Source organism: Paenibacillus sp. J22P90, assembly GCF_059692195.1.
The window spans coordinates 423,276-449,554 of the sequence record NZ_JCAUAY010000001.1 but is presented as its reverse complement, the minus strand read 5'-3'; the positions used below and the strand labels follow the sequence as shown (position 1 = coordinate 449,554).

Genomic DNA, 26,279 nt, shown 5'->3' with positions numbered 1-26,279 from the left:
AAAACCCTCCTTGAATTATGTTTATTTATCTATTAAACATCGAAAATCCATCTTTAAACGATCCAGGAATTAACCTTTTACGGATCCAACTGTCAACCCTTTGGCAAAATACTTTTGAAAAAACGGAAATATAAATAGCATGGGACCAATTGCCAGTAAACACATTGCCATTCTTGTGCTTTCGGTCGGCATTTCAGCTAACTGACTGGCGTCTACTTGTATGCCGTTCTGCATATTCTTGAGTATTTCCTGAATGTTGCTCATCATAACCTGGAGCAAATACTGCAGCGGGTACATCGATTTATCGTTAATAAACAGCAGTGCATGAAACCAAGAATTCCAGTAAGCAAGTAACTGAAACAGTCCAACCGTCGCCAATACAGGCGTCGAAAGCGGAATGATCATCGTCCAATAAATGCGCCCTTCCCCTGCTCCATCGATTGTAGCAGATTCTATAAGGGATTCCGGCAACTGTTGGAAAAACGTGCGCATCAAGAACATATACCAAACGCTTCCGAGCAGTGGAATAATAAGCGATGCGTACGTGTTTTGCAAATGTAAAATATTCGTCATCAAAATGTAGAAGGGAACCAGTCCCCCGCTGAATAACATGGTGAAAAACAAATAAAATGTGATGATTCTTCGGAATTTGAAATCGTTCCTGGATAAGGCATATGCACACATGGAAATCATCAACACGGATAGTATTGTACCAATACACGAAATGATAATCGTGACTTTATACGCATTCAAGATGGTAAGTGGATTCTCAAGAATGAAGCGATAGGCCTTCAAATCCCAATGGGCTGGAATTAAGCGATATCCTATCGTCGCGATATCCGTTTCCTTTGACAGCGAGATCGAGATAATCGACCATATCGGTATGATGAACGAGATTGACATGGCGATGAAAAATAAGTGTAACGCAAATCGAGACAAGCTGAACTTAGCACCTCGCACCATGCAACTCTCCTCCTTTCTTCGGAATTAATATAAAGAATTCTCTGGGTTCACTTTCTTTACGATCGCATTTGTGGTAACGATAAGTACAAATCCCAAAACGGATTTCGTTAAGTCAGCCGCGCTGGACATGCCGAAATTGCCGCTGTTGACTAATGCTCTGTATACATAAGTGTCAATTACGTCAGTGGTTGGGAATATAGTAGGCGAATTCATTGGAAGCTGATAGAACAAACCGAAGTCAGCGCTGAAAATATGCCCGATGGCGAGAATAGTCAAGATTGTCATTAACGGATAAAGGAATGGCAATGATATCTTCGTGATAATCTGCCACTTGCTCGCACCGTCGATCTTCGCCGCCTCGTAGTAGGTAGGGTCAATGCCTAGCAATGCAGCGTAATACATAATCGCTCCCATGCCGACCGCTTTCCACAGGTTAGCAATCGGGAAGAGGTAAATCCAAGCAGTTGCGTTATTGTACCAATCTATTACATCTACGCCTAGGTCTGTTAATAAGTGATTTAACATACCCGATCTCGGATTGAGAAAAGCGTAGGCCATATAGGCTACCACAACCCAGGATAAAAAGTGAGGAATAAACATAATGGTTTGATACGCCTTCAATAGTTTTCTGCTTGTCAATTCATACAGCATTAATGCTACGGCCACCGATGCAACAACAGAGCTAATGATGAACACCGCATTATAACCGAGAGTATTGCGTACGATTCTAATAAGGTCAGGAGAGGTAAGTAGAAATTTAAAATTAGAGAATCCTATCCAATCGCTCCCCCATATGCCTTTATTAAACTGGTACCGTTTAAAGGCAACAATTGCACCGAACATCGGTATATAGTTGATAATGAAAACATAAATCACCAAGGGCAATGTCAAAGCCAGCAGAAATTTATTTTTCTGAAAATCCTTAATTAGCTTTTTACTTTTCAATTTTTCCACCTCCTTACAAGCTGTGTTGTCCAGCTGCTGTTTCTGATTTCAGCCTAACAGGATCACAATGGTTGCAAAAGAGTTAAAAACTGCGAAAAAGTTCAAAAACGAGGTTTAAAATATGCAAATAAGTTCAAGAACGGCGGATTTCCGTTAAATAAACAGTTAGTATCGTCCGAATTATCTACTTTCGTCCCAGATATAGTCCCATTTAAACTCATGCGTGTCTCACAAGTTGCTGTATCCGTGATAAGTAATCGAATTATCAGTAGTGCCTGAAACTGTAGGAGTCATGGCCTCTCGGTATGAAACACAACAAAAAACACGATCAGAAGCCTCAGCCTCTGACCGTGTTTTCTTTTGTTAAGACAAGATTGTTACTGCAACAAACGCAGCACAACGGTTTAGCGTTTAAGGATACAGGCAAGTATCCTCATGGGCTTTGAATTACCTAATTACTGTAATAAACGCTTTAAAATTTGGACCAAGCTGCGATTAGTGCATTGGCATCTGCAATCAAGCCTTGCTTCGCATACGGAGAAATATCACCCTGCTTCGCATTCTTAATATCTTTTAGAACATCCTGCATATGTTTAATCGCTTGATCCTTATGTCCCTTGTTTAATTGATCAATAGACTGATTAAATTTGTTCGTGATTTGATTCACCAACGATCCTCTTATTTCACCCGATGCAGTAAACCTTTCAATAAGCTGCTGCATTGGTTCTAGCTTGAATGTAACACTGATCGTATGATCGCCTGTTACGTTAGTAAACGTGTACGTATTGCCTGTTACCGTTATACTAGCTCCGTCAACCTTCAACTCATCAATCATATAACCGTTATCTGGTGTGATCGTGTAAGTTGCATTTGTTCCTTCGTTTACAGAAGTAATTCCACTAGGGCTAATCGTACCGTTACTTCCCGCAGTAGCCGTGATTTGTTTCGAAGTAACAGTTACCGTGATTGATTTCGTGGATTCTACATTACCCGCGTTATCCGTCGAGCGATAATTGACCGTGTACTCTCCTGCTTGACTAAAATTGATTGGTGTTATATATGGCAGCCAAGTCACTGAGGTATCCAACTTATACTCCGATTGAGCTACACCAGATACATTGTCCTGGGCTGTAAGAGTTAATGTTGAATTGGTTAAAGAAGTTGTCGTTACAGGTGCTTGACTATCGATATTGATATCGATTGTCTTCGCAGCCTCTTGGTCCCCCTCAAAGTCCCAAGAATAATATTTAACACTGTTCATTCCGTCTAGATTAAAAGTGATTGGTGTTGAATACTTCTTCCATGACGATCCACCGTCCACACTGTACACCGACCTAGACACTCCACTCAGATCATCTGTAGCTGCTAAACTTAATGTAGCTGGCTGCGTATACCAGCCATTCTGGCTTGTAGGTGTAACAGAAACGGAAGTTGTCGGTGCTTGTTTATCACTCGTTTTTCCATCTGGTTTAATTGTTAATGGATTCGCTTTACTCGAAAACATTCCAAAGAATCCTTCGTCCGAAATGTAGCCATCTGAATCCACATAGTCATATATCGTTTGTCCGTCAATTTTTACAATGAGGCGGACGACGCCGTTAACATCCAGCGCTCCAAACTGAATCCAATGCTCCTGGCCGGATGCCACAATGTCGTTAGGTACGATGATTGAGCCTCCCGGAAAATTGCCTGTAGGTCCGAATCGTGCCAATTCAAATTGGTTACTCTTTAGAATTAAAATGTAGTCTGTCGAATTCCATGGAACTCCCATTGCAGCTTTACCACGAATCGTAAAGCCTTGGTATGCATTACCTGTAAAATCAAATGTAGCTTTGAAACTCCAGATCGGGTAATTTGGAACTTTCAAATTATAGCCTGCAGAATTATTTGAACTACCGGTCGGCGGAGCAAATGTCAACGCATTATTGCTTGAAAATGAAAGATAGTTAGCATCGGCAGCTACCCAACTGGATTTGTTACTTAATAATTGCCCTAAATCAACTATGCCCTGAATCTGTTTTTTCTTAAAGTCTTTGATGCTTTGAATGAGGGTATTCAATGCGGAATTGATCTCGTCCTGAGTGACCGCGCTGTTGGAAACCTGAGTTGCCGCATCAATCGCCTGCTTAAACGTCGTTATTGCTTCAGACGGAAACTGACCGGGATCGGAGCCTATGTCTGAACTCGCATCAATGGTTTGCGCTTCAGCGATTTTATTTTGGAGCTCGTACTTATCGACAATTTCGTTAACAGCCGTCGTAAAGCTAGCTACAGCCGTAGATTTGCTGTCCGGATATAGACCTGACTCACTAATAGCCTCAACTTTCCAATAATAAGTCTTGCCGCCATATTCGAGATTGAGCTGCAAGTAATTGGTTGGCACCGAACCCTGATAGACGACATCAGTTAGCGCACTGTCTCTTGCAACCGTGACCTGATAGTGGTTCGCTCCAATAGCAGGCTCCCAAGTTAATGGCAAACGGTAAGCAGGGATTTCAACAGCATTGCTTTGTGGATTAAGAAGCTTAAAATCCGAGACCTTAGGTAAAGTAGTTCGGTATGGATTCAACTTCAGCCCTATATTACTGTAAACAGGAGGCACAAATCCTGTTAGGCCGACATCTTTAACCAGCTCGAAATTATTATGCGCTGCATCCTTAAACAGACTTGCATCGGTAACGGTTATATTATTCGCGAATGTCCCTGAAGGCAAGGCCGTATTCGTCACACCAACCTTTTTCGTGTTATAGAGGACATTGTTTGTAATGGTATCATATTTCGGTTTCGTAGGCTCGTCAGAAAGTACATAGGCTAGCGTAGGGAACCGCGATTTCCAAAGATCGCTTGTTGCCGCAGGCACCGCCATATAAGTTGTATATAAATTTCCGTTTGGTGGTGTCAGCCAATCAAATGTTGTTGGTAAACTAGGGTCTATCAAATCAATCGAACTTGTGGAATTGGCCACTATATTGCTGTCGACGATCATATCTCTTCCGCCATGAAGGAATACAGCAGAGTCGACATTATAGAAAATGTTACTCGTGATTCGTACGCCGCTTGCCGAATCATCGATATAAACAGCATGTGTTCCTAGACCACCTTCTGAACTTTTGATATCGTGTATCAAGTTATTTCGGATCTCATTTCCTTGGACAGTGAAATCTCGCCCCGCACCAATGGTGTTAGCGTCTGAGGTTTCTTTGTCAGTGGCATAAATTTCATTGTTTTCGATCACATTGTCATTCGCGGCTAGAATACCTATTGCACTGTAGGTCCCTTCGTTAATCACATTGTTTTGTACAAAATTGCCAACCCCGCCAATAGAGACGGCTTGGGCACCCGTTCTGGTTACAATGCCGTATCTTGTAAAAACATTATTTCGAATTCGGATATTACCCGGAGCAAGTGTCGGACGATTTCCAATATTCGTTGTATAGACTCCTCCCTTTCCCAGATTATTAAAATCAGAATCCAACACATCAACATTAACTGAGTTATCGATTGTAATGGCATTGGCTCCGATATTATTGAAATTAGAACCCTGGATTTTGATCGAATCGGATCCCTTAATAACGGCCGCTCGGTAATTCGAATCCTCAAACTTTATCCCTACAATATTGATATTGCTGGAATTCGAAATGCTAAGTAAAGACGTATTTAGTGTCGATAGTTTGATATCACTCTGCGAAATGTCATACGGAGCATATAAATAAAGGATGCCCGTTTTTCGGTCAAGGAACCATTCGCTTGGTAGATCAATTTCTTCAAGCAGATTGTACGCATAATACCTTTTGTCTGTTGCAACCCCATATGCCGTTGGAGTGCTTGTACTTACGGAAATTGTTTTAGCAGTAGTATCTACTTTGGTAACTTGCAAATCATCGCTGAACCAGTCCCAGAACCAGTATCCTTCCATCCACATTTGGTCTGCTGTGGCCCATAAATCCTGCTCATGTTCACTGTACTGAAAGACAGCCCCCGGTGAGTTTTTATCACCCGTCTTTGAGACTGTACCGGTTTTTACGAAACCTGCATTTGGCCATCTTGCAATGGTTTGCTTTTTACCGTCAATAATAAGTGCCGCATTGTCCGGACTGTCTAGCGTATTCCAATTATTTTGATGAATGGAACCCCAATCGGCGGAAGTGAATCCCAAAGCTCCCAAATTCACTTGTTTAATCTTGTCTGCAAAGCCGGTTTTCAATCTGCTTATGATTGTTGGATCTGTCACCGATGAAAATTGGGAGTAAGGAATGCTCTTCGCTCCCGAAAGACTCACGGTTTGCCCTGGAAAAGCCCTGTAGGTAATAGGCGCTTTAGCTCTTGCGGAATCAGTTGCATCGAGTGTAAACGTGCTGTTTCTAGCATATTGTCCGCCCATCGCATAAACGGTGATGCCCCCGATCGGGATACCCGTACCACTTTTCTTCGTTCTCAACGCATTTCTTGCCGCCTCAAATGTTAGGTACGGCTTGTTATAGGTTCCGTTATTCGAATCGCTTCCTGAAGGTGATACGTAAACGCCGAATGTCTGCTCGAATCTGGTGATATCCGCTGTTGTAAACGAGTTAGCCGTATCGCTTACCGCAACAAGCGGGCCATTTTGGGGATCCGTCCAAAATATTTTGTGTTTCTCGGTAGCTACCGCCTGGATGGATACATAGTCGATTCCATTGTGCGGCGTAGACGGCACAGCAGATGTGCCCAGGTTATTGACAACGAAATCCTTCGGTAGAAGCACATCGCTTCCATTTATCCATGGAATGACCGTATCGTCATTGGCATTTAGCTTTATTCTGTACCCATTCACATATACGTCAGAAGAATACTTCGAAAAAAGTAATCCATTAGGCAATTTTGCAGGCAGATCGGTTAAATAGTCCACTTTATTTTGCGTATTTTGAGTGAAAATCTGCTGGAAAATGGGGAACGAGTTAACATTGGATTCCTCCATGATCAGGTCGTCCAAAGTAAATTTTCCTGCGAGATTAAACACTATTCCTTGAACAGAAGTTGATGGATTTGTAAAATTCAAACCCGTTACTATGGAATTATTGCCATCATCATCTCCGATATAAATATCCTGTTTGCCTGAAACCGTATCCATTACCATTCCAATGGTGTATTCATATCCATTTTTCAGAACCGCAATTGGAGTTGTTGCGTAAGTTGTGTTGGTAACTGTCAAATTTCCGGAACTGTCGAGCTTTAATTGAGAAACAGGACTCTGAGGATTGATTTCGTCTAACCCAGTAATGTTGATATTGCTTGTTCCCGTAAGGGAGTTGATTTTCAGCTTATAACTGAATTGAAACTTGCCAGTTGAAGATGAGGGTTTTGAATATGGACTTGAAAGCGTTTTCTGAACATAAAAGGAGCTTTGTCCGGTGTCCGGCGATTCCAAGTTCAACTTCTGATTCTGGACTTCCGCCTTATAGCCTACTCCCAAACTATCTGCGTTGGTTGCCCAGCCCTGGGAAGCCGGCATCTTCCAACCATTTGTATAAACAAAATGTTCTTCTAAACGGTTTAAATCCGGTTTGGGTTTCATTGGTACGTTAAACGTCCAATTGGGGAGGTCTCCGGCAAAAATGCTGCCACCAAGATCAGTACCCGTACTGTTTGACACTTTGAGGTCACCAACAGCCAGTGTAAGATTCGTAAGGTTGCCACCAGTGACATTATAATACCCTTGTGCGCCAACACCGATTTGTCCGCTAGTATATTTGGTATCCGTAACTGAAAATACAAGAACACCATCCACAGTTACAGTAATCAGTCCGTTCTTCACCTTAACTTGATAATGTCTAACATTATTCAGAACGTCATTATATGTCGTATTATTTAAGGCGTTGGTAGTACCTGTGATCGTGTTTGTGAGAGGAGTTACTCCATTATTTACCACTTTGTTAACTCGAAATTGAGTTCCGTTCCCACCATGAACAAAAACTTGATAATAATTGCTAGCATTCTGATATCCGAAATAAATCTCATGATGCGCCCAGTTTGGAAAACCTGGATTTGTAACCGTATTCCAATCCATGTCCAGCACTAGATCTGACAATGAATAATTAGTAGGTGCTATTCCCATAATATTCGTGTTCCCATAAGCGTGTAAATTTAACCAATCTTTACCGTTGGCATCGGTAGTTTTGTACCATTCACTGGTGGGATCAGCAGCATGGACACTGTTAGGGAACGGTATTGCAATTGATGTTATGATCATAACGAGAGCGATAAAGAAACTTAAATAACTTTTCCTCATTGTGTATCCATCTCCTTTATTTTATAAAAAAGAACTATTCCGGTCTGTAATGCTTGATCGTCACCTCCAAGTTGTTCAGTGTTAAGCTGTCCTGCTGCTATTTCTGATTTCAGCCTAACAGGAACTACAATGGTTGCAAAAGTGGTACAAACTGCGAAAAAGTTCAATAACGAGGTTTAAAATATGCAATTAAGTTCAAAAAGGGCGGATTCCGTTCCCTAGACAGGCTGTATCGTATATAATCATGAGACTGACAAGCAATTTTGAGCGGTAGGGGAGGATTCATCATGAGGCGTCTATTTACTTTCAAAAATCCGAATTATTTTAACAACCTACTAATCAAGATCACTTTTTTCATTACACTTATCGTGCTGGTGCTGTCCTTTTTTCTGAACTACAACTTCAAGAACTATAGCATTGGCTTACTAAATATGGCGAATGAGAAACTAATGAATCAGATCTTTCAGAATGCTCTGACAACCAATAATTATGCAAAAAACATTACCTCCTCTATTTTCAGTGGTCCGGATGCAGCTAATTTGATGTATGGTCAAGATATTCCGGTCGTTGATGTTTTGAAAAGTATTCGGAATATTGACAATTACTTAGGCGGTATCCCCTTTTTACAATCTGCTTACTTGTATAATGGTTATTCCAAAACCTACTATACAGTCGGCCCAAATACCGGCTATCGACAAAATGACTTTATTGATAAAGAAATCGTTCGAATGATTTCGGATTCCGACCCTATCAGTATTCTTACTCCCATTCCTAGAAGGATACCGGTATCCGAGTTAGATCCAGAAAAAAAGGAAGATGTATTTACCTATATCGTGCCGGAATACTTTCCTGGTACGAGAAAATTGAAAAATGCGCTAATCGTTAATGTCAGGATGTCTTGGATTTTTATCCCGTTATCTTCTTCACAGGAAGCGAATTCTTTACAGGGAAGCAATATTCTCATCCTTGACCACAAGGGACGTGTTGTTACAAATTCTAATTCAGGGGAAGATTTGTTCGGGGAGGACTTAACCAACCAGCCATTTGTCTCCAACATATTAGCATCTACTCAAAAATCGGGAACTATGATTATGGACTACAAAGGCAAATCCTCTGTCATTACGTATGCAACTTATGATTCGAGTCCATGGATATTGATAAACATTACTCCTTATTCGTACATATCGGAAAGTATCGGGAAAGTAAAGCGCATCTCATTATCAATCGGTTTTATCATGATTATCATTTGTTTAATTTCGGCTTTTTTGCTTACTAGAAATTTATATGCTCCCATACGCAATCTGCGATTTATGGTTCGTCAGTTGGACCAATCGAAGAACGATAATCAAGATGATCGCAACGAGTTCGATTTTATTCTCAATTCACTTCAATCTACCAGCCATAAGCTAACTTCTCTTGAATCTTTTCATAAGTCAAACTTGGTTACGCTTAAGCAAAAGTATTTAAGAAATTTGATGTTTAGCAATCCATCGTTTGAAATAAATGAGGACTCTATAAAGGAACATGGGATCGCCATTGATTTAAAAAGCACGATTGTAGTCATTTTGTTTAAAATTGACCATTTTACGGCATTCCTATCACAGTACAGTATGAAGGATCAATCGTTATTGAAATACGCCCTGCAAAATATGATCAACGAGATTGTATATCCCTCCTTTCCTTGTGAAACATGGGATGACGGGGGGAATACGATTGTTACACTCCTCAATGTTGAGGTGAACGATGTTGAGATGCATCAATCGACCATGTATACCAATAAGTTAAATCACCTCATTCGAGAGATCCAGAACGTGTATGCCCATTACTGCAAAATAAGTGTTTCTGCATTTGTAAGTAATCCGGGTGAGAGTTTACTGGCAGGGAGGCATCTGTTCGAAGAAGTTGTCGAACTGTCCCATTATCGGATCAAATTCGGTCACGCATGCGTTCTGTTTCAACACGAGATGGACTTCGCCTCCTTATCTGCATTTAATATCAACAATGCTTTGATTGAGCAATTCCTCGATATGTTGAAAAAAGGTCGTCTTGACGAGACAAGTTCCTTACTCAAAAGCTTGTTCGAGACCTTGTCAGATTGCAGCTACAACAACATCATGTTTGCCTTGTCATACTTGTCGACTAGCATTTTTAACACGATCAATCTAATGGAAAAAAACGGGACGATTTCATTTGCGCTTGATTATGTTTCCTTTGACAATAAAATAAAAAATCTGGAAACACTCTTGCAAATTCATGCGGAATTTTTGAGCATTATCGAGTTTATTGTACTAAGAATTAAGCAAAACAAGGATGAGAAATCGGAGATCGTCGTATCAAACGTCATCAAGTACATTGAAGCCCATTTTATGAACCATTCGCTCACTACCAATATGGTGGCTGACCAATTTAAGATGACTTCCTCGTATATTGGAAAACTGTTTCGTGAGCATTCTTCTCAATCTATCGCCGAATATATCTCTGAAGTCCGACTAGTAAAAGCGTCTGAGTTATTAAAAGAATCTTCCTATAATATTGATGAGGTCATCGACAAAATCGGCTGGGAAAACAAGAAATACTTCTTCACTTTGTTCAAAAAGCGATTCGGCGCCACTCCGACTGAGTATCGATTGAAATCGAAAGTTAGTGAAATCCCAGAAGGCTGAACAAAAAATCGAACTTCTAAATGAGCGCACAAAGAAAAGGAGCCAACTAAAAAGTTGGCTCCTTTCTCATATTCCGTCTCCCCTAGCGAAGGCCGGTTTCCATTTGGCCGGTTGCCTGATTACTCATGACAAATCCCTTTTTTCACATCAACACTTCTGTCTCGGCAAAAGGCATTGGATTTCGACATATTTTCGGTTGCATACCGCTCACTGTAGTGACATTTTGGCAAATTAGTTTCTCGCAAGATACGTATGGATACGGCGGGTTATCCATCTCTGATAATTTATCATGACTCTCATTGTCATGAGGATCAGCAAACAAAAACAAGCCTTCATAGTCTTCCGGCACGTTAGAATCATCTATATGCAGGTTGAGAATCTCCACATTTTGAGGCATGTAGCACACATAGCCGAAATCATGCGCGCCATTATTACTCATTGAAAAAAGTTCGGGAGTGCAGATATCTCCGACGGATGGAATCCATTTGGAGTCCCGGATGATAACATTGCCTTCCCACGTGCTGCCGTAATCACTCCGAAATTGTACGAGTGAACTCCCATAAGATACAACATTATCTAATGTTAATAATCCTCTGCCAATGGCATTGATGCCATGCCATCCGATCATACTGTTTTTGATGGTATACGTACCAGAGACACCCGCATGCGCGTCCAGGCGTGATAATACACAGTTCTCTACCACAATATTCTTGCAATAATTTGAGCCCATAACCCCCCACCGGGTTCGGTCTGTAATGTTGTTCATCCTACAGTTCAACAGCTTAAAATCAATGACACTATTCACCAAAAGATCATAAGATCCCATCGTAACAGGCTCACCTGCCGAACCAATGGTTGTATAAATCTTATGACCACTCACAAAACAGTTCTGGATTGTTACATACGCACATCGCTTGACAGTTAAAAATCCGTTATAGGGGGATCCGTGTCCTACCTCACCTGTAACATAATGGATTACCCCGTCAATCGCCGTATTAGAACGATTTATGCTTATCCCGCGATCATAATAATCATATTTTGACTCTCCGCGATTAGCTATTGTAGTAAAGATACCACCATTGATTCTTAATAAAGTCTTATCTATTGGCCATGCCTCAGCTTTGGTAATCTCCTCATAATTCCAATCAATCGGTGAAGCAATGAACCCGTCTTTATTCAAAACAAAGCAGTCCGTCTGATCAGTTCCATTGTCCTGATTCAAGCCCATACGAATAAACTTTTTCACGTTGGCGTTGGTTACAATAACATAACAATTGTCCTCTAAAGAGATATCCAATTGTTTCTGATCTCTGATCAGAGACTGAATATTCAGCTCAAAGGGGTTATGCACCGACTTCACATGAAAACAAGGCATTTTATTATTCTCTACTGCCGTGTCGTCAATAGTAAATCTGGAAGTACTCCAATCTACATCCGTTTCGATCACAGCTGTCAAAGCCTTTGAACCAATATAATAGGTAGCATCCGGTTTCGTCCTAATCGGCAAAAAATGCAAATTGGCATAGGCATGAGCTGCACAAATTGCTGACATGTCATCTGTCTCGCCATCTCCCATTGCACCGAAGTCTTCATAATTCACATAATTAACCATAAGATTCGTCACTGATTCCGTCTTGCTTTCTCGCTTCTGACTGACATGATTCATTACCAGAACAACTCCTTTTGTCCCTTCAGCTTGGAAAGCGCCTCAACAAAGAAATAATCACCATAGATGACTGGAACATGTACGTCCCTATTTTCGGGATAGGAAACCGTACTTTTGACAATGAGTCCTTCTTCCTCCGTACCCCAAGCCCCATAGCTTTCGTAAAGTGCTAAAGTTATACGTTCTCCCCATGCCTGATAGTAATTCGCTTCCCCCTCATCAACCAAGTCAGCTAACTCCAGTAACCCACTAGCTGCGCAGGCTGCTGCAGACGTGTCCACAATATGGTCACTGTCTCGTCCCGCTCTGAAGTCCCATTTAGGGACATGATCCTCACGTAGATGGGCAATGAAATAATGCGCTACCCGAAGCGCCGTATCCAGATAAATCTTTTTCCCAGTATATTTGTAGCTTAGCGCAAAACCGTAAAGTGCCCAAGCTGCACCACGTGACCATGCTGATTCTGACGAGTAGCCCTGTCCGCCTCTAGCGCCAGTCCGTTCGCCGGTCTCCGGATTGAATGTTACGATGTGATGAACCGAGCCATCCGCACGAACGAATTCCTTCGCAGCCATATCTGCGTGTGCTTCAGCGATCCAGCGATAGCGTGGGTCTCCAGTCTCTTCACTCGCCCAATATAGCAGTGGTAGATTCATTAAACAATCTACGATTGCCCAGCCCTCGACACCAGGACCGTTCCATGCGCGAATGAATCCTCCTTTCACATTAAACCGTGCTGCCATATGACTAGCCGCTATCAGGCCCCGACGTCGCGATGCCTCCCCACCCAGTAGCTTGTACTGTGCTATAGCACTAAGACTCCACATAAATCCGACATCATGATGCAACGCTTCATACTGCTGCAAGGGCTCATCGAGTCTCGTTTCGCAACCCTGCGCATAGTGTTTGAAAACTTCCTCTCCTGACTCTCGATACAACAACCAGAGCAGCCCTGGATAAAAGCCTGCCGTCCACCAATCGGCCTCTCTATCATCATAACGTCCGTCCTTAGATACGTGAGGAAACCCTATACCAATCCTTGAACTAGTGACTAGTACTTTTTCAATACATTGCTGCCAAGCGGTAGCCACCCACTCCTTAACTGTAGATTCAAGCCGAATATCTTCCGTTATCATTACTTCATCTCTCCTCATGAACAATCTACCTCTATCGTAACGGAAAATAACCCGTATTTTTGTCAGTATGTTGTGTTAAAATGTCTCTATATTGATCACTATTATTTAAGGAGAAGATCCTTTTGAATCGAATGCTTATTATGGATTTCACTAGCCAGCCCTTAACCCTCAATATTCGTGCAATAGATCGTAAGCCGATAAAAGGCTACTATCACTACCACCAAGGGCTGGAATGTTTATATATACATGAAGGCCGTGGAACGGTAATCGTTAATGAACGTATCTACGAAATGAAACCTGGTCAGTTATATTTCTTCACGCCTAACCAATTGCATAAGGTGTTTGCTCAAATTGATGAACAGCATCCTTACTGCCGCACAGTCATCAAATTTGAACCATTTGCATTACTTCCCTTTTTGCAGCCATTTCCCGCTTTATTGCGATTCTATGAGGAGTTTCGGGATGGTCACGTAGAAGCTACCTGCCTAACCTCCGGGACTATCAGTACACTTTTCACTGTGCTAATAGAAGCTTTGCAAGGTAATATAGAACGTATGACGCCACAAGAACGAATGTCACACTTTGCCGTTCGAATGCTACCATTACTGGATACCCTGCGCTTTTTGATTGAGCACTCTCGAACAATCCCCAACGAGCAGGGTGTGCAGAAACGCTATTCCCAACAAATTATGACTTGGCTGGAAGAGCGACTTCACGAGGAATTTCAATTAGATGCCCTAGCGGACTTTCTTCATCTCTCTAAACACCATGTATCTCGCTTATTCAAAGCAGAAACTGGCAGTACCATTCAAGACTACCTAGCAGTAAGACGTATAAGGCAGGCCTGCCTGATGCTCCATACTACAGAGTTATCAATTGAGCAGCTAGCTCTCACCATTGGTATTCGTAGTCCCTCTTATTTCATTCAATTGTTCAAAAGTCAGGTTGGATGCACGCCGTTGCAATATCGGAAGAAGCGGTTATGAAAACTAATGTGAGCAACTCTAGAAAGTGAGTTGCTCACATTAGTAAAGATTGATCGATATACAAGATGAGCTATCTGACAGTAAAAAATAAAGTACTGGATACCTTTATTCCTCAAGGCTTTACGAATTGCCCAGGAGGTTTGTCACCCGATATTTACAAAGTGAGAGCCTGATGAATTGATGGAAAGAATTTTAGAATCAACATAATTAGCATTTTTTTAACAGCCAATAATAAATGAAAACCGTGCCATTATGAGCAAAGATTTTCTCAAACCTTCATCGCCTCTTTTCTTAGAAATAATATTCCTATTCAAAAATAAGGCATCTGATACACTCGGTAGATCATTATTAACTCTTCCTCATATCACCAGAATTAGAACTATCCTCCCTTTAGTTCAATAACAAAAAGAGACCCACAGCATCGGGCTGCGGGTCTAAGTTTATATTTTAAAGGGGGGCGATTTTTATTATAAACTTTAATTATTAATACCAAATGAGAATGAGATTTCGATCGTGTAACATTTTTTTAACTCTCGTCTCCCGTTAACGGGGTAAGGGCAGCCAAGCGGCAACCCTTCACTGTTTGAATGTGCTTACGTTGCTATGGATAAGGATAACCCCTTTCCATGAAGACATCGAATGTTCATCAACGTGGACTTCCCGGATCCCGACGGGCCCATAATGGCAACATACTCACCATGCGCGATATCTAACGAAATGTCATCCAACGCCCGTATGATCTCGCCACCCATGTGGTAAAATTTGCTCACATTCTCAATTTGAATTAAGGCTGTCATTGTCTTCGCCCCCCATTATTTGAAGCCAAATAAATGAAGAATACGATTCACCGATGAGTCGCCGTCACCTTGCCTACCTTACCGCTTCGCCTTATAAAACTCATGATACAGCTTCAAGAGCGCCCGCTTCTCAATCCGCGACACATACGAACGCGAAAGCCCCAACTCCTTCGCAATCTCCCGCTGCGTCCTCTCTTCACCACCAAGCTCCAACCCGAACCTTCCGACTACGACTTCTTTCTCACGGTCGTCCAAAATTTCCAGATTTCTGTAAATTTTACTCTTTTCGATCTTCAACTGCCCCGCATCCACCACATCGTCAGCCTCACTGCCGAGGATGTCGATGAGTGTAATCTCGTTCCCCTCTTTGTCTGTGCCAATTGGATCATGCAAGGACACATCTTTCCGTGTTTTCTTCAAGGAACGCAGGTGCATCAAGATCTCATTCTCAATACAACGTGCTGCAAAAGTCGCCAGCTTTGTCCCTTTGTTCGGGGAGAAGGATTCGATGGCTTTGATTAATCCGATCGTCCCAATGGAGATCAAATCTTCCAAATCTTCTCCTGTATTGTCGAATTTTTTGAGGATATGGACACGAAGCAAGGTAAATTATACAAAAGCCCAAGGGTTTTCCCATGAGCTTTGTTTAGAAGAAACATATTTCCTTCTATAAAATACGTGCAGTAAACATCGATCTTGCTACTCGAGTACCATTCGTCAAGATTTCCATATCAATCTTGCAAAACCTGCGACTCATTTCCACGATGGAAGGTATGATCTCAATGACGTCATCGATTTGTAGAGGGATCAGAAAATAACTGGAAGAACTATCCAATATTAGATCACCTTTCTTATGCTCTTGAACTGTGCGGTAAGCTGCACGAATCATGATCGTTGTTAGTACACCTTCGGAGACCAAGCCTTCAAAATTAGTCATTTGCGGTGTAACTGTTCCCCTGAAGAACATCTTGCCTTCTGTATCTCGAAATTCATCGATCCCTGAGTAGATCTGCACTTCGAATGTTTCGGCGTTCTGAGGTTGCCGCTGCATATGCTGCATGGCTTTCATGACATCCTTGCGGCTAATAACGCCGATCATCTTACGATTGTTATCAATGACGGGCAGCAGTTCAATGCCTTCCCACACCATGGTATGTCCCGCTGATGCTACCGATGTTTTCAAGTTAATCATGAGCGGATTGGGAGTCATTAAGCTGCCAATCAGCTGAATCGGCTTTGCTCCAATAATGTCCTTTGTCGTGATGATGCCAATTGGCACCTGGTTGACATCAATGACTGGGTAGCGCGTATGCGTCGTTTCCTCAACTAGTTTCTGCATATCCTTGACCGTGTTAGTTGCTAGTAACGAGTATATGTGAGTATCTTTACGGACGATGTCATCGACAATCATAATCTTTTTCTTAATTAGCCGGTCTTCCATAGCACGGTTTATCATCGTAGCAACTGTGAATGTATCAAATGAGCTGCCAATAATCGGCAATTGCAGTTCATCCGCCAATTCTTTCACTTCTGGGGTCGTATCGAATCCGCCAGTAATCAACACACCAGCCCCCTGACTAAGAGCACACATATGGGCTTGGACGCGATTACCAACAATGAGCAAATTGCCTGATTCAATATATTTCAGCATGGCTTCTAGCTGCATGGCGCCAATAACGAATTTGTTCAGCGACTTCTGTATACCTGAAGAGCCGCCAAGTACAACGCCTTCCACCACATTCACGATTTCCGCAAACGTCAATTTATCGATGACGGGCTCTTCTTTTTTCTCCATTCGAATCGTGCCGATCCGCCGCTTCGTACTAACAAGACCACTACTTTCAGCTTCCTTGATCGCACGGTAAGCCGTTCCCTCACTTACATCCATATCTTGCGCGATTTGCCGAACGGATAGCTTGGTGCCTACAGGCAAAGATTCAATATATTTCGTAATTTGTTCATGCTTCGTATGAAGCTCCGAATGGCCCGTACTCATGGTTCACACCTCACTGAACTGTTATATAACATTTAAATAATTATATAATATTCAACAAAAAAAAGACAGAAGCCCTTATTCAGGCTCTGTCCCTGCAGACTACTGTCCCTTACAAATACGAATACCCTTGCTCCGTTAAAAAAGCTTCAAAATCCTCGGAGATCGTCATCTTGGTAAAAAGCTCGCTTGCCAGCTCAAACTTTCGCTGCTGTAGCGCTTCTTCTCCAAGCTTCGCTTTAATTTTCTCTAATTCCTCGGATTCAATTTGGTGAAATAGATCTGCCGTCACTTTGCGTCCGTCTTCCATAACCGCTAGTGGATGGTGGATCCACTGCCACAACTGCGCACGCGATATTTCAGCCGTTGCCACATCCTCCATCAAGTTATTGATCGGCACAGCGCCGAAGCCGCGCAGCCACGCTTCCAAATACTGTAGGCCAACGCTAACGTTCGTCCGAATTCCTTTCTCAGTAATCGGCCCTTGCGGTACTTCCAACAATTGCTCTGGCGTGATTTCGATGTCAGTCAGCTGCTTTTCAATTTGATTAGCCGCCGGCATGTGTTCATCGAAAATGGCTTTTGCAATCGGAACTAATCCAGGATGCGCCACCCATGTGCCGTCATGTCCATTCTTCACCTCGCGCAGCTTATCCGCCCTCACTTTCGCCATGGCTTCCTCATTCGCATCCGGATCGTCCTTCACCGGAATTTGTGCGGCCATGCCCCCGATGCAAGGCGCATTACGCTTATGACAGGTTTGGATGGCGAGCAGCGAATAAGCTTTCATGAACGGCGATTCCATCGTGACGAGCGCACGGTCGGGAACGATAACGTGAGGCTGTTTTTGCATTTTTTTAATATAGCTGAAAATATAATCCCACCGCCCACAGTTTAGCCCTGCACTGTGCTCACACAGTTCATGCAAAATTTCGTCCATTTCGAAGGCTGCAACAATGGTCTCAATGAGTACCGTCGCTTTAATGGTCCCCTGCGGAATGCCAATCTCCTGCTGTGCAAACAGAAACACATCATTCCATAATCGTGCCTCTTGATAGCTTTCCAGTTTAGGTAGATAAAAATAAGGACCGCTTCCTTGTTGAATTAACGCCTTCGCATTATGGAAGAAGAATACGCCAAAATCAAATAATGATCCAGATACAGGGCCCCCATCTACCTTCATATGCTTTTCTTCCAAATGCCAACCGCGTGGACGAACTTTAAGCACGGCGGGTTGATGCTTTAAGTCATACCGTTTCCCTTCTGGGCTGGTAAATGTAATGGTTCGACGAACAGCATCATACAGATTCACTTGGCCATTGATCGTATTGTCCCACGTGGGAGAATTCGCGTCCTCGAAGTCAGCCATGTAGACATGCGCCCCTGAGTTTAATGCGTTGATGACCATTTTGCGGTCGCCAGCCGGACCCGTAATTTCAACGCGACAGTCCTGTAAATCCGCAGGTATCGGCGAAATGGTCCAATCACTTTGGCGCAGCCACGCGGTTTTCGGATGAAAGCTCGGCAGCTCTCCGGCATCCATTCGCATCTGCCTCAGATTGCGCTGCTGCATAAGCTCTCTTCGTCTGGCTCCGAAGGTTCGCTCCAAATCCGCTACGAAGGTTAGGACTTCCGGGGTAAGAATTCGCCGCTTCTCCTCCCCCATGGACGTCTTGTCGATTTCGATACCCCTGGGTAATGTTTGATCGATCACCATTCTCAACTCCTTATCATCTAGCATGGAAATTAGTGGGCAAATTGCTCCTCTTCCGTCGAACCGGCAAGCGCAGTAGTGGAAGATTTGCCGCTCGTTATCACTTGGGACACCTCATCGAAGTACCCAGTACCTACTTCACGCTGATGACGCGTAGCTTCATAACCGCGAGATTCGCTGGCGAATTCCGATTGCTGGAATTGTGAATAGGCAGCCATGCCACGATCCTTGTAATCATGGGCGAGCTCAAACATACTGTGATTCAAAGCATGGAAGCCAGCCAAGGTGACAAATTGGAACTTATAGCCCAGCTTACCTAGCTCTCTTTGAAATTTAGCAATTGTAGGTTCATCCAACTTTTTCCTCCAGTTAAAAGATGGGGAGCAGTTATAAGCAAGCAGTTTGCCTGGGAATTTCGCATGAATCGCTTCAGCGAATCGTCTAGCTTCTTCCAGGTTCGGTTCTGATGTTTCGCACCAGATCATATCCGCATAAGGCGCATAAGCCAGACCGCGCGAGATGGCTTGATCCAAGCCTGCTTTGACATAAAAGAACCCTTCAGGTGAACGATCGCCCGTCAGAAACGGTTTATCGTTGTCATCAATGTCACTTGTCAGAAGACTTGCTGCATTCGCATCTGTGCGAGCGATGAGCACCGTCTCTACCCCCATTACATCAGCCGCCAGCCTTGCTGCGATGAGATTTTTCACGGCATGCTGTGTGGGAAGCAGCACTTTGCCACCTAAATGTCCGCACTTCTTCTCAGAGGAGAGCTGATCCTCGAAATGAACAGCAGCTGCTCCCGCCTCAATCATGCCTTTCATCAATTCGAACACGTTAAGCGGTCCGCCGAAGCCTGCTTCTGCGTCTGCCACAATAGGAAGATAGAAGTCAATATTTCCGCTTCCTTCCGCATGCTGAATCTGATCGGCACGCTGCAGCGCTTGATTAATGCGTTTTACAACGCTAGGTACGCTGTTGGCTGGGTAAAGACTTTGATCGGGATACATATGACCGGATAAGTTCGCATCGGCGGCTACTTGCCAACCGCTTAAATAAATCGCTTTCAGTCCTGCTTTGGCTTGCTGCACGGCTTGATTTCCCGTTAGTGCTCCCAGCGCGGGAACAAAGTCATCTTCGTTGATTCGTTTCCAAAATTTGCGGGCTCCCTGCTCAGCCAATGTCTGTTCTATGACGACAGAGCCACGGAGGCGAAGCACATCCTCTGCCGCGTACGGTCTAGATACGCCTTCAAATCGCTTCGAATTCCAGCTTGCCAGCAATTGTTCACTCTGTTTTTGATCGTTCATGATCATTAGCACTCCTTAGATTTTTTTGCCAGATAAACTGGTATCGTAAGCATGCGCTCATTGTTTCTTGATTTTAAAAGGAAACGTCCAGAAATCCGTTGCCCCCGCAAACCGGGCAAGAGTTTGGCCACAACACGCGATCCTTACCAAAAGAAATGCTAACCAATTCTTCGTGAAACTGCGCATCCGTACTTCTCATTTCTTCTAAATCTCCATGACCTTGGCATGTTGGGCAATCCATGTTTGTTTCCTCCTCGAATGTATTAATACAGAATTAATTTATTAATATAATATATAACACACGATCCTAATATGTTCAATACTGTTTTATAAAATTAATTATTATTTTATTTGTACTATAACAATAAAAAAGCCCACCGAAATGAAACTTTCGGCAGGCTGATCGAATCCTTTTTATATTCACAATTCCCTACTTAGCTTATTTCGACTTCCTCATCAAAGGCGTAGTACAATGTCAAAGACAATGGAGATAGCGGATAGAAGGCAGTTTCACCGCATTCATCATGCTCTGTACGTGCTCTTCGATTCGCAACAGCAACAGTTCCCTTGTAATCATAGGCTCGAGGATTCGTAAATTTCCTTCTTTCGAACTCCATGGATGATGCCAAACTATTCATACTCATCTCTCCCTTCAACATGTACGCCTCTGTACTATTACAGATTATGTTTATGTTTTATATTGTATAACTATTAAAAACATTTGTGCAATAACATTTTTAAATAATATTAAATATTATATAACAATTACAAGAATGACCTTATTCATTCCCTGTGGCCAGCTAATTAATGATGCCTCTCCGAAGCAATTCGCCAACCGCATGTGAACGGTTATTCGTTTTTGTTTTTTCTATCACATTTTTAATATATTGTTTTACCGTCAATTCACTGATGGTCATCGCTTCTGCCATTTCTTTAATGCTTTCCCCCCAAGAAATACGTTTGATCACTTCCAACTCCCGTTTGCTCAATTCCTTAGACTCCACTGTCCCCACTGATTTCACCAAGTAATTGCCAGCGAGTTTGCCAAACATGGTAAGAAACGCAAGCATCGTGTCATCGACGTTGACGCCTTCCACAAATTCCGTTGAACATATATACCCAATGACAACGCCCTCGGCACAAATAGGCACAACGACTAACGCATTTACTTTATAAGAGAAGATGAACGTAGTCCCCATTTGCTTTAACAAATCGGCGCCAGAGCAATATTTGGCCTTTCTTTCGCGAATGGCTGAATAAATAATGGGAAAGGATCGAATATCTTCTCTGACTTCTCGAAAATGCTTCACGCCCGCTGAATCGAAAAATATAATCCCTTCCCCAAGAAAACCTAAGGGTGAAAATCTTAAAAGAAGCGCATTGCCAATGTGGAAAATGTCCATATAGATTTCAATCATTTTCACCAGTTTTTCTTCGTGCGAGATGACTTCATCTAATTTACGAATATGTTGCTGCAAAGTAAGCTGGTCGAGGTGCTGTGATTTCACCGAATTACCTCCTTTTGGGGGATAGGCTATCTACTTTTGGGATATATTCAAAATTTTCTAAAAACGATATGCTTGATCTATAACGTCGAGAAAGGAAGATCACGATGGCTAATCTGGCTCCACAATCAAAAGCTTACCTGGAAAGATGGTATCAACTTCCGCCCATTCATAAATTGGAACCGCATACAATTCGTGCATTTTTAGCAAAAGCACCTCCTGTTGAAGTTGAGTTGGCACCGCTCGCGAAGATCGAAGATCAGGTCATAGCTGTCGATCATGAGGCTGAGATCAACATTCGGATCTACACGCCGCTTGGCGAAGGACCGTTCCCTCTCTTTATCTACTACCATGGTGGAGGCTGGGTTCTTGGCGATATTCAAACTTGTGACGCAAGCTGCCGTATGATCGCCAATCGAACAGGGAGAATCGTTGTTTCAGTGGACTATCGCCTAGCTCCTGAGCATAAGTTCCCCATCCCGCTTCAAGACAGCTATGCGGCTTTACAATGGGTCCATCAACATGCCTCGCAATTCGGTGGAGCTCCTTCCAATATTGTCATTGGCGGAGACAGTGCTGGAGGCAATCTGGCAGCCGTCGTCTCCATGCTCGCCAGAGATCTAGCCGGTCCGGCTATCGCTGCGCAGGTGCTGATCTACCCGGTAACTAGCTTAGGCTATGATACCCCATCCTATCAAGCATATCAAACGGGGTTCGGTTTAGAGAAAGAGACGATGAATTGGTTTGGCAACCATTATATTCATCATGAGGATGACGTTAAGAATCCGCAGGTAGCTCCATTACTCGCTGAAAATCTTAGCGATCTCCCCCCAGCTTTCATTACTACAGCTGAAAATGATGTGCTTCGCGATGAAGGCATGGCTTATGCGGAGCGGCTGAAGGAAGCCGGTGTGAAGGTCACGGCTGTCTGCGAGCCAGGTTTAGTTCATGCGTACTTCACTAATATGGCTTTTTTCTCAGATGCCATTAAAGAAACGATTTCGAAAATCTCGACATTTTTAAACGATCTGAATTGAAAGAGCTTACAACTTAACGGACAGACCCAACTTTAGGAGGTCCCAACGACTATGACACCTTCACAAAATCAACGCCAAGCAGATCCGAATCTTAGCTTCGATGCAATCGTCGTCGGTGCTGGCTTTTCTGGCTTATATATGCTTCATCGTTTGCGCGAAGCCGGTTTTTCTGTCCGTGTTATTGAATCGGCTAACGGCGTAGGCGGCGTGTGGCACGCGAATCGGTATCCAGGAGCGAAATGCGACTCCGACAGTATCATCTATAACTACAGCTTTTCAGACGAACTCATTCAAGAGTGGACTTGGACGACCAGGTACCCTGCACAACCAGAAATATTAAAGTACCTCAACTTTGTTGCCGACAAGTTCGACCTGCGTCGAGATATTCAGCTTAATACACGAGTCACATCTGCCCATTACGACGAAGTGAACAACAAATGGATCATTCAAACCGAGCAAGGCGCTACATTATCGGCAAAATATTTCATTTCAGGTGTTGGCTGTCTCTCCTCCTCCAACGTTCCCAACCTGAAAGGCTTAGACGGCTTTCAAGGCGAGTGGTACCATACGGGACGCTGGCCGCACGAAGGCGTTAGCTTCAAGGGCAAGCGCGTCGGTGTCATTGGCACGGGATCCAGCGGTATCCAGTCCATCCCGGTCATTGCGGAAGAAGCCGAGCATCTCACGGTCTTCCAACGGACTCCTGGGTATAGCTCGCCGGCGAGAAATCATCCGTATGACCCTGAATTTATAAAAGATGTGAAAGCGAATTACGGCGAACTCAGAGAAAAGCTGCGCTATTCCACAGCAGGCTTCTTATCCCCTTACACCACGTCTCGGCCCGCTATGCATGAGGATACACCGGAAGAGCGCCAGCGTGTTTTTGAAGAAGCTTGGGAGCGTGGCGGCTTAGGACTGCAAGCTACCTACAAGGACGTCTTGATTAAGCCCGAGGCCAACCAAGCTGTTGCCGATTTCATTCGCTCGAAAATTAGCGATATCGTCAAAAATCCCGAAGTGGCGGAAAAGCTGAAGCCGAATTACTATTATGGCGCCAAGCGTGCCGTAATCGACACGAATTATTATGAGACTTTTAACCGTGACAATGTCGCTTTGGTCGATGTTAAGAGCACGCCGATTGAGATGATCACACCAACAGGCTTGCGAACTTCAGATGCGGAATATGAGCTCGACGTAATCGTGTTTGCTACTGGTTACGACGCGATGACAGGTCCTTTGTTTAAGATCGATATTCGTGGCAAAGATGGTGTTTCATTAAAGGAGAAATGGGCAGACGGCTCAACGACGAGAACGTACCTCGGACTTGCTAATGCGGGCTTCCCGAACTTCTTCATGATTACCGGCCCTCAAAGCCCTTCTGTACTGTCCAACATGCCCGTTTCCATTGAGCAGCACGTCGAATGGATCAGTGATTGCATCGAGTATCTACGCGAGCAAGGTATCGAGGCAATTGAAGCCAAAGCGGATGCGGAAGAAGCTTGGAGCAAGCATTGCAAAGAAGTGGCTGACTACACGCTTTATTCAAAGACAGATTCCTGGTTCTCAGGCGCGAATATTGAAGGTAAAGCCCGTGGCTTCCTCATTTACGTCGGCGGTGTCGGGACTTACCGCAAAATTTGCGATGAAGTCGCTGCGAAAGGATATGACGGTTTTTCACTAACTCGCAATGAAACGACTGCCGTGAATGGATAGAGCGTAATACTAACCTGGAGGTGTACAAGAATGCGTTTAAACAATAAAGTCGCCATCCTAACTGGCGGCGCTACTGGAATTGGAAGAACGACAGCGCTCCGCTTCGCCAAAGAAGGCGCCAAAGTCATTGTAACGGATATTGATCTAGCTGGAGCGAATCGGACAGTCGATGACATCAAGCAAAACGGCGGCGAAGCGCTTGCACTACATCACGATGTCAGCAACGAAGAACAGTGGAGCCATGTTGTCCAAGATGCGCTGGCTGCCTTTGGGAGCATTGATATTCTCTTTAATAATGCTGGCATCTATGTGATTAAACCGCTCTTTCAAACATCCGTTGAAGATTGGAATCGTCTCATGTCCATTAATGTAACAAGTGTTTTTCTAGGTATGAAGCACGTGGTGCCGATTATGGTCAAGCAGCAAAATGGCTCTGTCATCAACGCCTCCTCGGTTGCCGGCATCGTAGGGGGAGCTGGCCATACGTTATATGGGGCTAGCAAAGGCGCCGTTCGAACGATGTCCAAGCACGCAGCCATTGAATTTGCGGCTCATGGTGTTCGTGTAAACTCGATACACCCCGGCTACATCGATACGGCAATGGCTGACTATGCGGCCAATACTTTCCAGCGCGATAAAGCCGTAATCGGGCAAAGCTTCTCACCGATGGGACGCGTTGGGTCTACGGAGGAAGTGGCCGATATGGTCGTGTTCCTTGCTTCGGATGAATCGACTTTTGTGACGGGCACCGAAATGATCATCGATGGCGGAACAACGGCAAGATAAGGTATTTATCCTAGGCAAAGGTGGTTCTCTCAATGAGATTTCAAAATAAAGTCGTCATTGTTACCGGCGGAGCCAGCGGTATCGGTGAAGCATCCGTGCGCTTATTCGCCGCAGAAGGCGCAATGGCGGTCATTGCGGATTTCGCTGAACGCGGTGCAGCACTCTCACAGGAATTGAATGATCAAGGCTATCAAACCCATTTTATCCAAACTGATGTTAGTAAAGAATCGGATGTTCAGAACCTGATTCAGGAAACCATTCAGAAGTACGGCAAGCTCGATATTCTGTTCGCCAATGCGGGGATCGCGAGCGATGCCCCTGCTCATCTCCTCTCCTTGGAGCAATGGCAGAAAACGATCGATATTAACCTAACTGGGGTTTTCCTCTGCAACAAATATGCGATTGAGCAGATGCTGGCGCAAGGCACTGGCGGAGCTATCGTGAACAATGGTTCCGTTCATAGCCACGTCGGAAGAAGCGGCATAGCTGCCTATCCATCCACCAAGGGCGGCGTCAATCTACTGACGCAAAGTCTTGGAACCACCTATGCCAAACAGGGCATCCGAGTCAATATGGTTTGCCCAGGGTACGTCGACACGCCGCTCATACCAGGCAGAAATGAGGCGATGACCGAACGGCTCATCAGCTTGCACCCAATCGGTCGACTGGGCACGTCTGATGAAATCGCTAAAGCTGTACTTTTCCTTGCCAGCGACGACGCTTCCTTTATTACTGGGACGAGTCTTAAGGTCGATGGCGGTTATTCAGCTCAATAAAAAAAACGTAACAGGCATGCTGCC

The 26,279-nt window shown here is 43.8% G+C and carries 17 protein-coding genes and 2 pseudogenes; 6 read left to right on the top strand and 13 right to left on the bottom strand.

The window, feature by feature from the left end; translation table 11 throughout:
* Window positions 1-69: 69 nt before the first annotated feature.
* The 3 genes from AC58UX_RS01750 to AC58UX_RS01740 form a co-directional block, all read right to left on the bottom strand.
* Complete coding sequence (locus AC58UX_RS01750) at window positions 70-963, bottom strand: carbohydrate ABC transporter permease (RefSeq protein ID WP_497249107.1); 894 nt, start codon at window positions 961-963, stop codon at window positions 70-72.
* 24 nt (window positions 964-987) lie between these two features.
* Window positions 988-1,908, bottom strand: a complete 921-nt coding sequence (locus tag AC58UX_RS01745; RefSeq protein WP_497249105.1) for an ABC transporter permease — start codon at window positions 1,906-1,908, stop codon at window positions 988-990.
* Between the two features lie 472 nt (window positions 1,909-2,380).
* Window positions 2,381-8,173, bottom strand: a complete 5,793-nt coding sequence (locus AC58UX_RS01740; RefSeq protein WP_497249103.1) for an OmpL47-type beta-barrel domain-containing protein — start codon at window positions 8,171-8,173, stop codon at window positions 2,381-2,383.
* Window positions 8,174-8,460: 287 nt separating this feature from the next.
* Between AC58UX_RS01740 and AC58UX_RS01735 the strand changes: the two genes are divergently transcribed.
* Window positions 8,461-10,836 (top strand): AraC family transcriptional regulator, encoded by a 2,376-nt coding sequence (locus AC58UX_RS01735; protein ID WP_497249101.1) that lies wholly within the window; start codon window positions 8,461-8,463, stop codon window positions 10,834-10,836.
* Between the two features lie 142 nt (window positions 10,837-10,978).
* On the opposite strand, the gene AC58UX_RS01730 is transcribed toward AC58UX_RS01735, so the two are convergent.
* Both AC58UX_RS01730 and AC58UX_RS01725 read right to left on the bottom strand, forming a co-directional pair.
* Window positions 10,979-12,502, bottom strand: coding sequence for a hypothetical protein (locus AC58UX_RS01730; protein WP_497249099.1), 1,524 nt, complete (start codon window positions 12,500-12,502; stop codon window positions 10,979-10,981).
* Window positions 12,502-13,638 carry a glycoside hydrolase family 88 protein gene (locus AC58UX_RS01725; protein WP_497249097.1) on the bottom strand — a complete coding sequence of 379 codons (1,137 nt, stop codon included), beginning with the start codon at window positions 13,636-13,638 and terminating at the stop codon, window positions 12,502-12,504. The genes AC58UX_RS01730 and AC58UX_RS01725 overlap by 1 nt, the downstream gene beginning before the upstream one ends.
* Before the next feature lie 131 nt (window positions 13,639-13,769).
* Between AC58UX_RS01725 and AC58UX_RS01720 the strand changes: the two genes are divergently transcribed.
* Window positions 13,770-14,624, top strand: a complete 855-nt coding sequence (locus tag AC58UX_RS01720) for a helix-turn-helix domain-containing protein (RefSeq protein ID WP_497250026.1) — start codon at window positions 13,770-13,772, stop codon at window positions 14,622-14,624.
* A 638-nt stretch (window positions 14,625-15,262) separates the two neighbouring features.
* Here the strand turns inward: AC58UX_RS01720 and AC58UX_RS01715 are convergent.
* From AC58UX_RS01715 to AC58UX_RS01680, 8 genes and pseudogenes are all read right to left on the bottom strand, one after another.
* A pseudogene (locus AC58UX_RS01715) lies at window positions 15,263-15,421 on the bottom strand (ATP-binding cassette domain-containing protein); the annotation flags it as partial.
* Between the two features lie 78 nt (window positions 15,422-15,499).
* Window positions 15,500-16,021, bottom strand: a pseudogene (gene sigK, locus AC58UX_RS01710) (RNA polymerase sporulation sigma factor SigK); the annotation flags it as partial.
* Window positions 16,022-16,088: 67 nt separating this feature from the next.
* Entirely contained in the window at window positions 16,089-17,417 is a 1,329-nt protein-coding gene (locus tag AC58UX_RS01705; RefSeq protein ID WP_497249095.1) for a DRTGG domain-containing protein, read from the bottom strand.
* A 109-nt stretch (window positions 17,418-17,526) separates the two neighbouring features.
* A complete protein-coding gene (aceB, locus tag AC58UX_RS01700) occupies window positions 17,527-19,080 on the bottom strand; it encodes a malate synthase A (protein ID WP_497250024.1) in 1,554 nt (517 codons plus the stop codon).
* An 80-nt stretch (window positions 19,081-19,160) separates the two neighbouring features.
* Window positions 19,161-20,438, bottom strand: a complete 1,278-nt coding sequence (gene aceA, locus AC58UX_RS01695; RefSeq protein WP_497249093.1) for an isocitrate lyase — start codon at window positions 20,436-20,438, stop codon at window positions 19,161-19,163.
* A gap of 73 nt (window positions 20,439-20,511) precedes the next feature.
* Window positions 20,512-20,679: a hypothetical protein gene (locus AC58UX_RS01690; protein WP_497249091.1), complete on the bottom strand. Its 168-nt coding sequence runs from the start codon at window positions 20,677-20,679 to the stop codon at window positions 20,512-20,514.
* A 193-nt stretch (window positions 20,680-20,872) separates the two neighbouring features.
* A complete protein-coding gene (locus AC58UX_RS01685) occupies window positions 20,873-21,076 on the bottom strand; it encodes a hypothetical protein (RefSeq protein ID WP_497249089.1) in 204 nt (67 codons plus the stop codon).
* A 162-nt stretch (window positions 21,077-21,238) separates the two neighbouring features.
* Window positions 21,239-21,946 (bottom strand): response regulator transcription factor, encoded by a 708-nt coding sequence (locus AC58UX_RS01680; protein WP_497249087.1) that lies wholly within the window; start codon window positions 21,944-21,946, stop codon window positions 21,239-21,241.
* A 104-nt stretch (window positions 21,947-22,050) separates the two neighbouring features.
* Here AC58UX_RS01680 and lipP1 point away from each other — a divergent pair, with 104 nt between their 5' ends.
* The 4 genes from lipP1 to AC58UX_RS01660 are packed head-to-tail and all read left to right on the top strand — an operon-like array spanning window position 22,051 to window position 26,255.
* Window positions 22,051-22,980 (top strand): LipP1 family hormone-sensitive lipase, encoded by a 930-nt coding sequence (lipP1, locus tag AC58UX_RS01675; protein WP_497249085.1) that lies wholly within the window; start codon window positions 22,051-22,053, stop codon window positions 22,978-22,980.
* A gap of 51 nt (window positions 22,981-23,031) precedes the next feature.
* Window positions 23,032-24,693: a flavin-containing monooxygenase gene (locus tag AC58UX_RS01670; protein ID WP_497249083.1), complete on the top strand. Its 1,662-nt coding sequence runs from the start codon at window positions 23,032-23,034 to the stop codon at window positions 24,691-24,693.
* 30 nt (window positions 24,694-24,723) lie between these two features.
* On the top strand, window positions 24,724-25,479 hold the full coding sequence (locus AC58UX_RS01665) for an SDR family NAD(P)-dependent oxidoreductase (protein WP_497249081.1): 756 nt from the start codon (window positions 24,724-24,726) through the stop codon (window positions 25,477-25,479).
* Window positions 25,480-25,511: 32 nt separating this feature from the next.
* On the top strand, window positions 25,512-26,255 hold the full coding sequence (locus AC58UX_RS01660; RefSeq protein ID WP_497249079.1) for an SDR family NAD(P)-dependent oxidoreductase: 744 nt from the start codon (window positions 25,512-25,514) through the stop codon (window positions 26,253-26,255).
* The last annotated feature ends 24 nt before the right edge of the window (window positions 26,256-26,279 follow it).

Excerpts from the sequence above, each read along its gene's own strand:
- AC58UX_RS01750 (WP_497249107.1), bottom strand. The coding sequence starts at position 963 with ATGGTGCGAGGTGCTAAGTTCAGCTTGTCTCGATTTGCGTTACACTTA.
- AC58UX_RS01740 (WP_497249103.1), bottom strand. The coding sequence starts at position 8,173 with ATGAGGAAAAGTTATTTAAGTTTCTTTATCGCTCTCGTTATGATCATA.
- AC58UX_RS01735 (WP_497249101.1), top strand. The coding sequence starts at position 8,461 with ATGAGGCGTCTATTTACTTTCAAAAATCCGAATTATTTTAACAACCTA.
- AC58UX_RS01730 (WP_497249099.1), bottom strand. The coding sequence starts at position 12,502 with ATGAATCATGTCAGTCAGAAGCGAGAAAGCAAGACGGAATCAGTGACG.
- AC58UX_RS01725 (WP_497249097.1), bottom strand. The coding sequence starts at position 13,638 with ATGATAACGGAAGATATTCGGCTTGAATCTACAGTTAAGGAGTGGGTG.
- AC58UX_RS01720 (WP_497250026.1), top strand. The coding sequence starts at position 13,770 with ATGCTTATTATGGATTTCACTAGCCAGCCCTTAACCCTCAATATTCGT.
- AC58UX_RS01705 (WP_497249095.1), bottom strand. The coding sequence starts at position 17,417 with ATGAGTACGGGCCATTCGGAGCTTCATACGAAGCATGAACAAATTACG.
- aceB (WP_497250024.1), bottom strand. The coding sequence starts at position 19,080 with ATGGGGGAGGAGAAGCGGCGAATTCTTACCCCGGAAGTCCTAACCTTC.
- aceA (WP_497249093.1), bottom strand. The coding sequence starts at position 20,438 with ATGAACGATCAAAAACAGAGTGAACAATTGCTGGCAAGCTGGAATTCG.
- AC58UX_RS01690 (WP_497249091.1), bottom strand. The coding sequence starts at position 20,679 with ATGGATTGCCCAACATGCCAAGGTCATGGAGATTTAGAAGAAATGAGA.
- AC58UX_RS01685 (WP_497249089.1), bottom strand. The coding sequence starts at position 21,076 with ATGAATAGTTTGGCATCATCCATGGAGTTCGAAAGAAGGAAATTTACG.
- lipP1 (WP_497249085.1), top strand. The coding sequence starts at position 22,051 with ATGGCTAATCTGGCTCCACAATCAAAAGCTTACCTGGAAAGATGGTAT.
- AC58UX_RS01670 (WP_497249083.1), top strand. The coding sequence starts at position 23,032 with ATGACACCTTCACAAAATCAACGCCAAGCAGATCCGAATCTTAGCTTC.
- AC58UX_RS01665 (WP_497249081.1), top strand. The coding sequence starts at position 24,724 with ATGCGTTTAAACAATAAAGTCGCCATCCTAACTGGCGGCGCTACTGGA.
- AC58UX_RS01660 (WP_497249079.1), top strand. The coding sequence starts at position 25,512 with ATGAGATTTCAAAATAAAGTCGTCATTGTTACCGGCGGAGCCAGCGGT.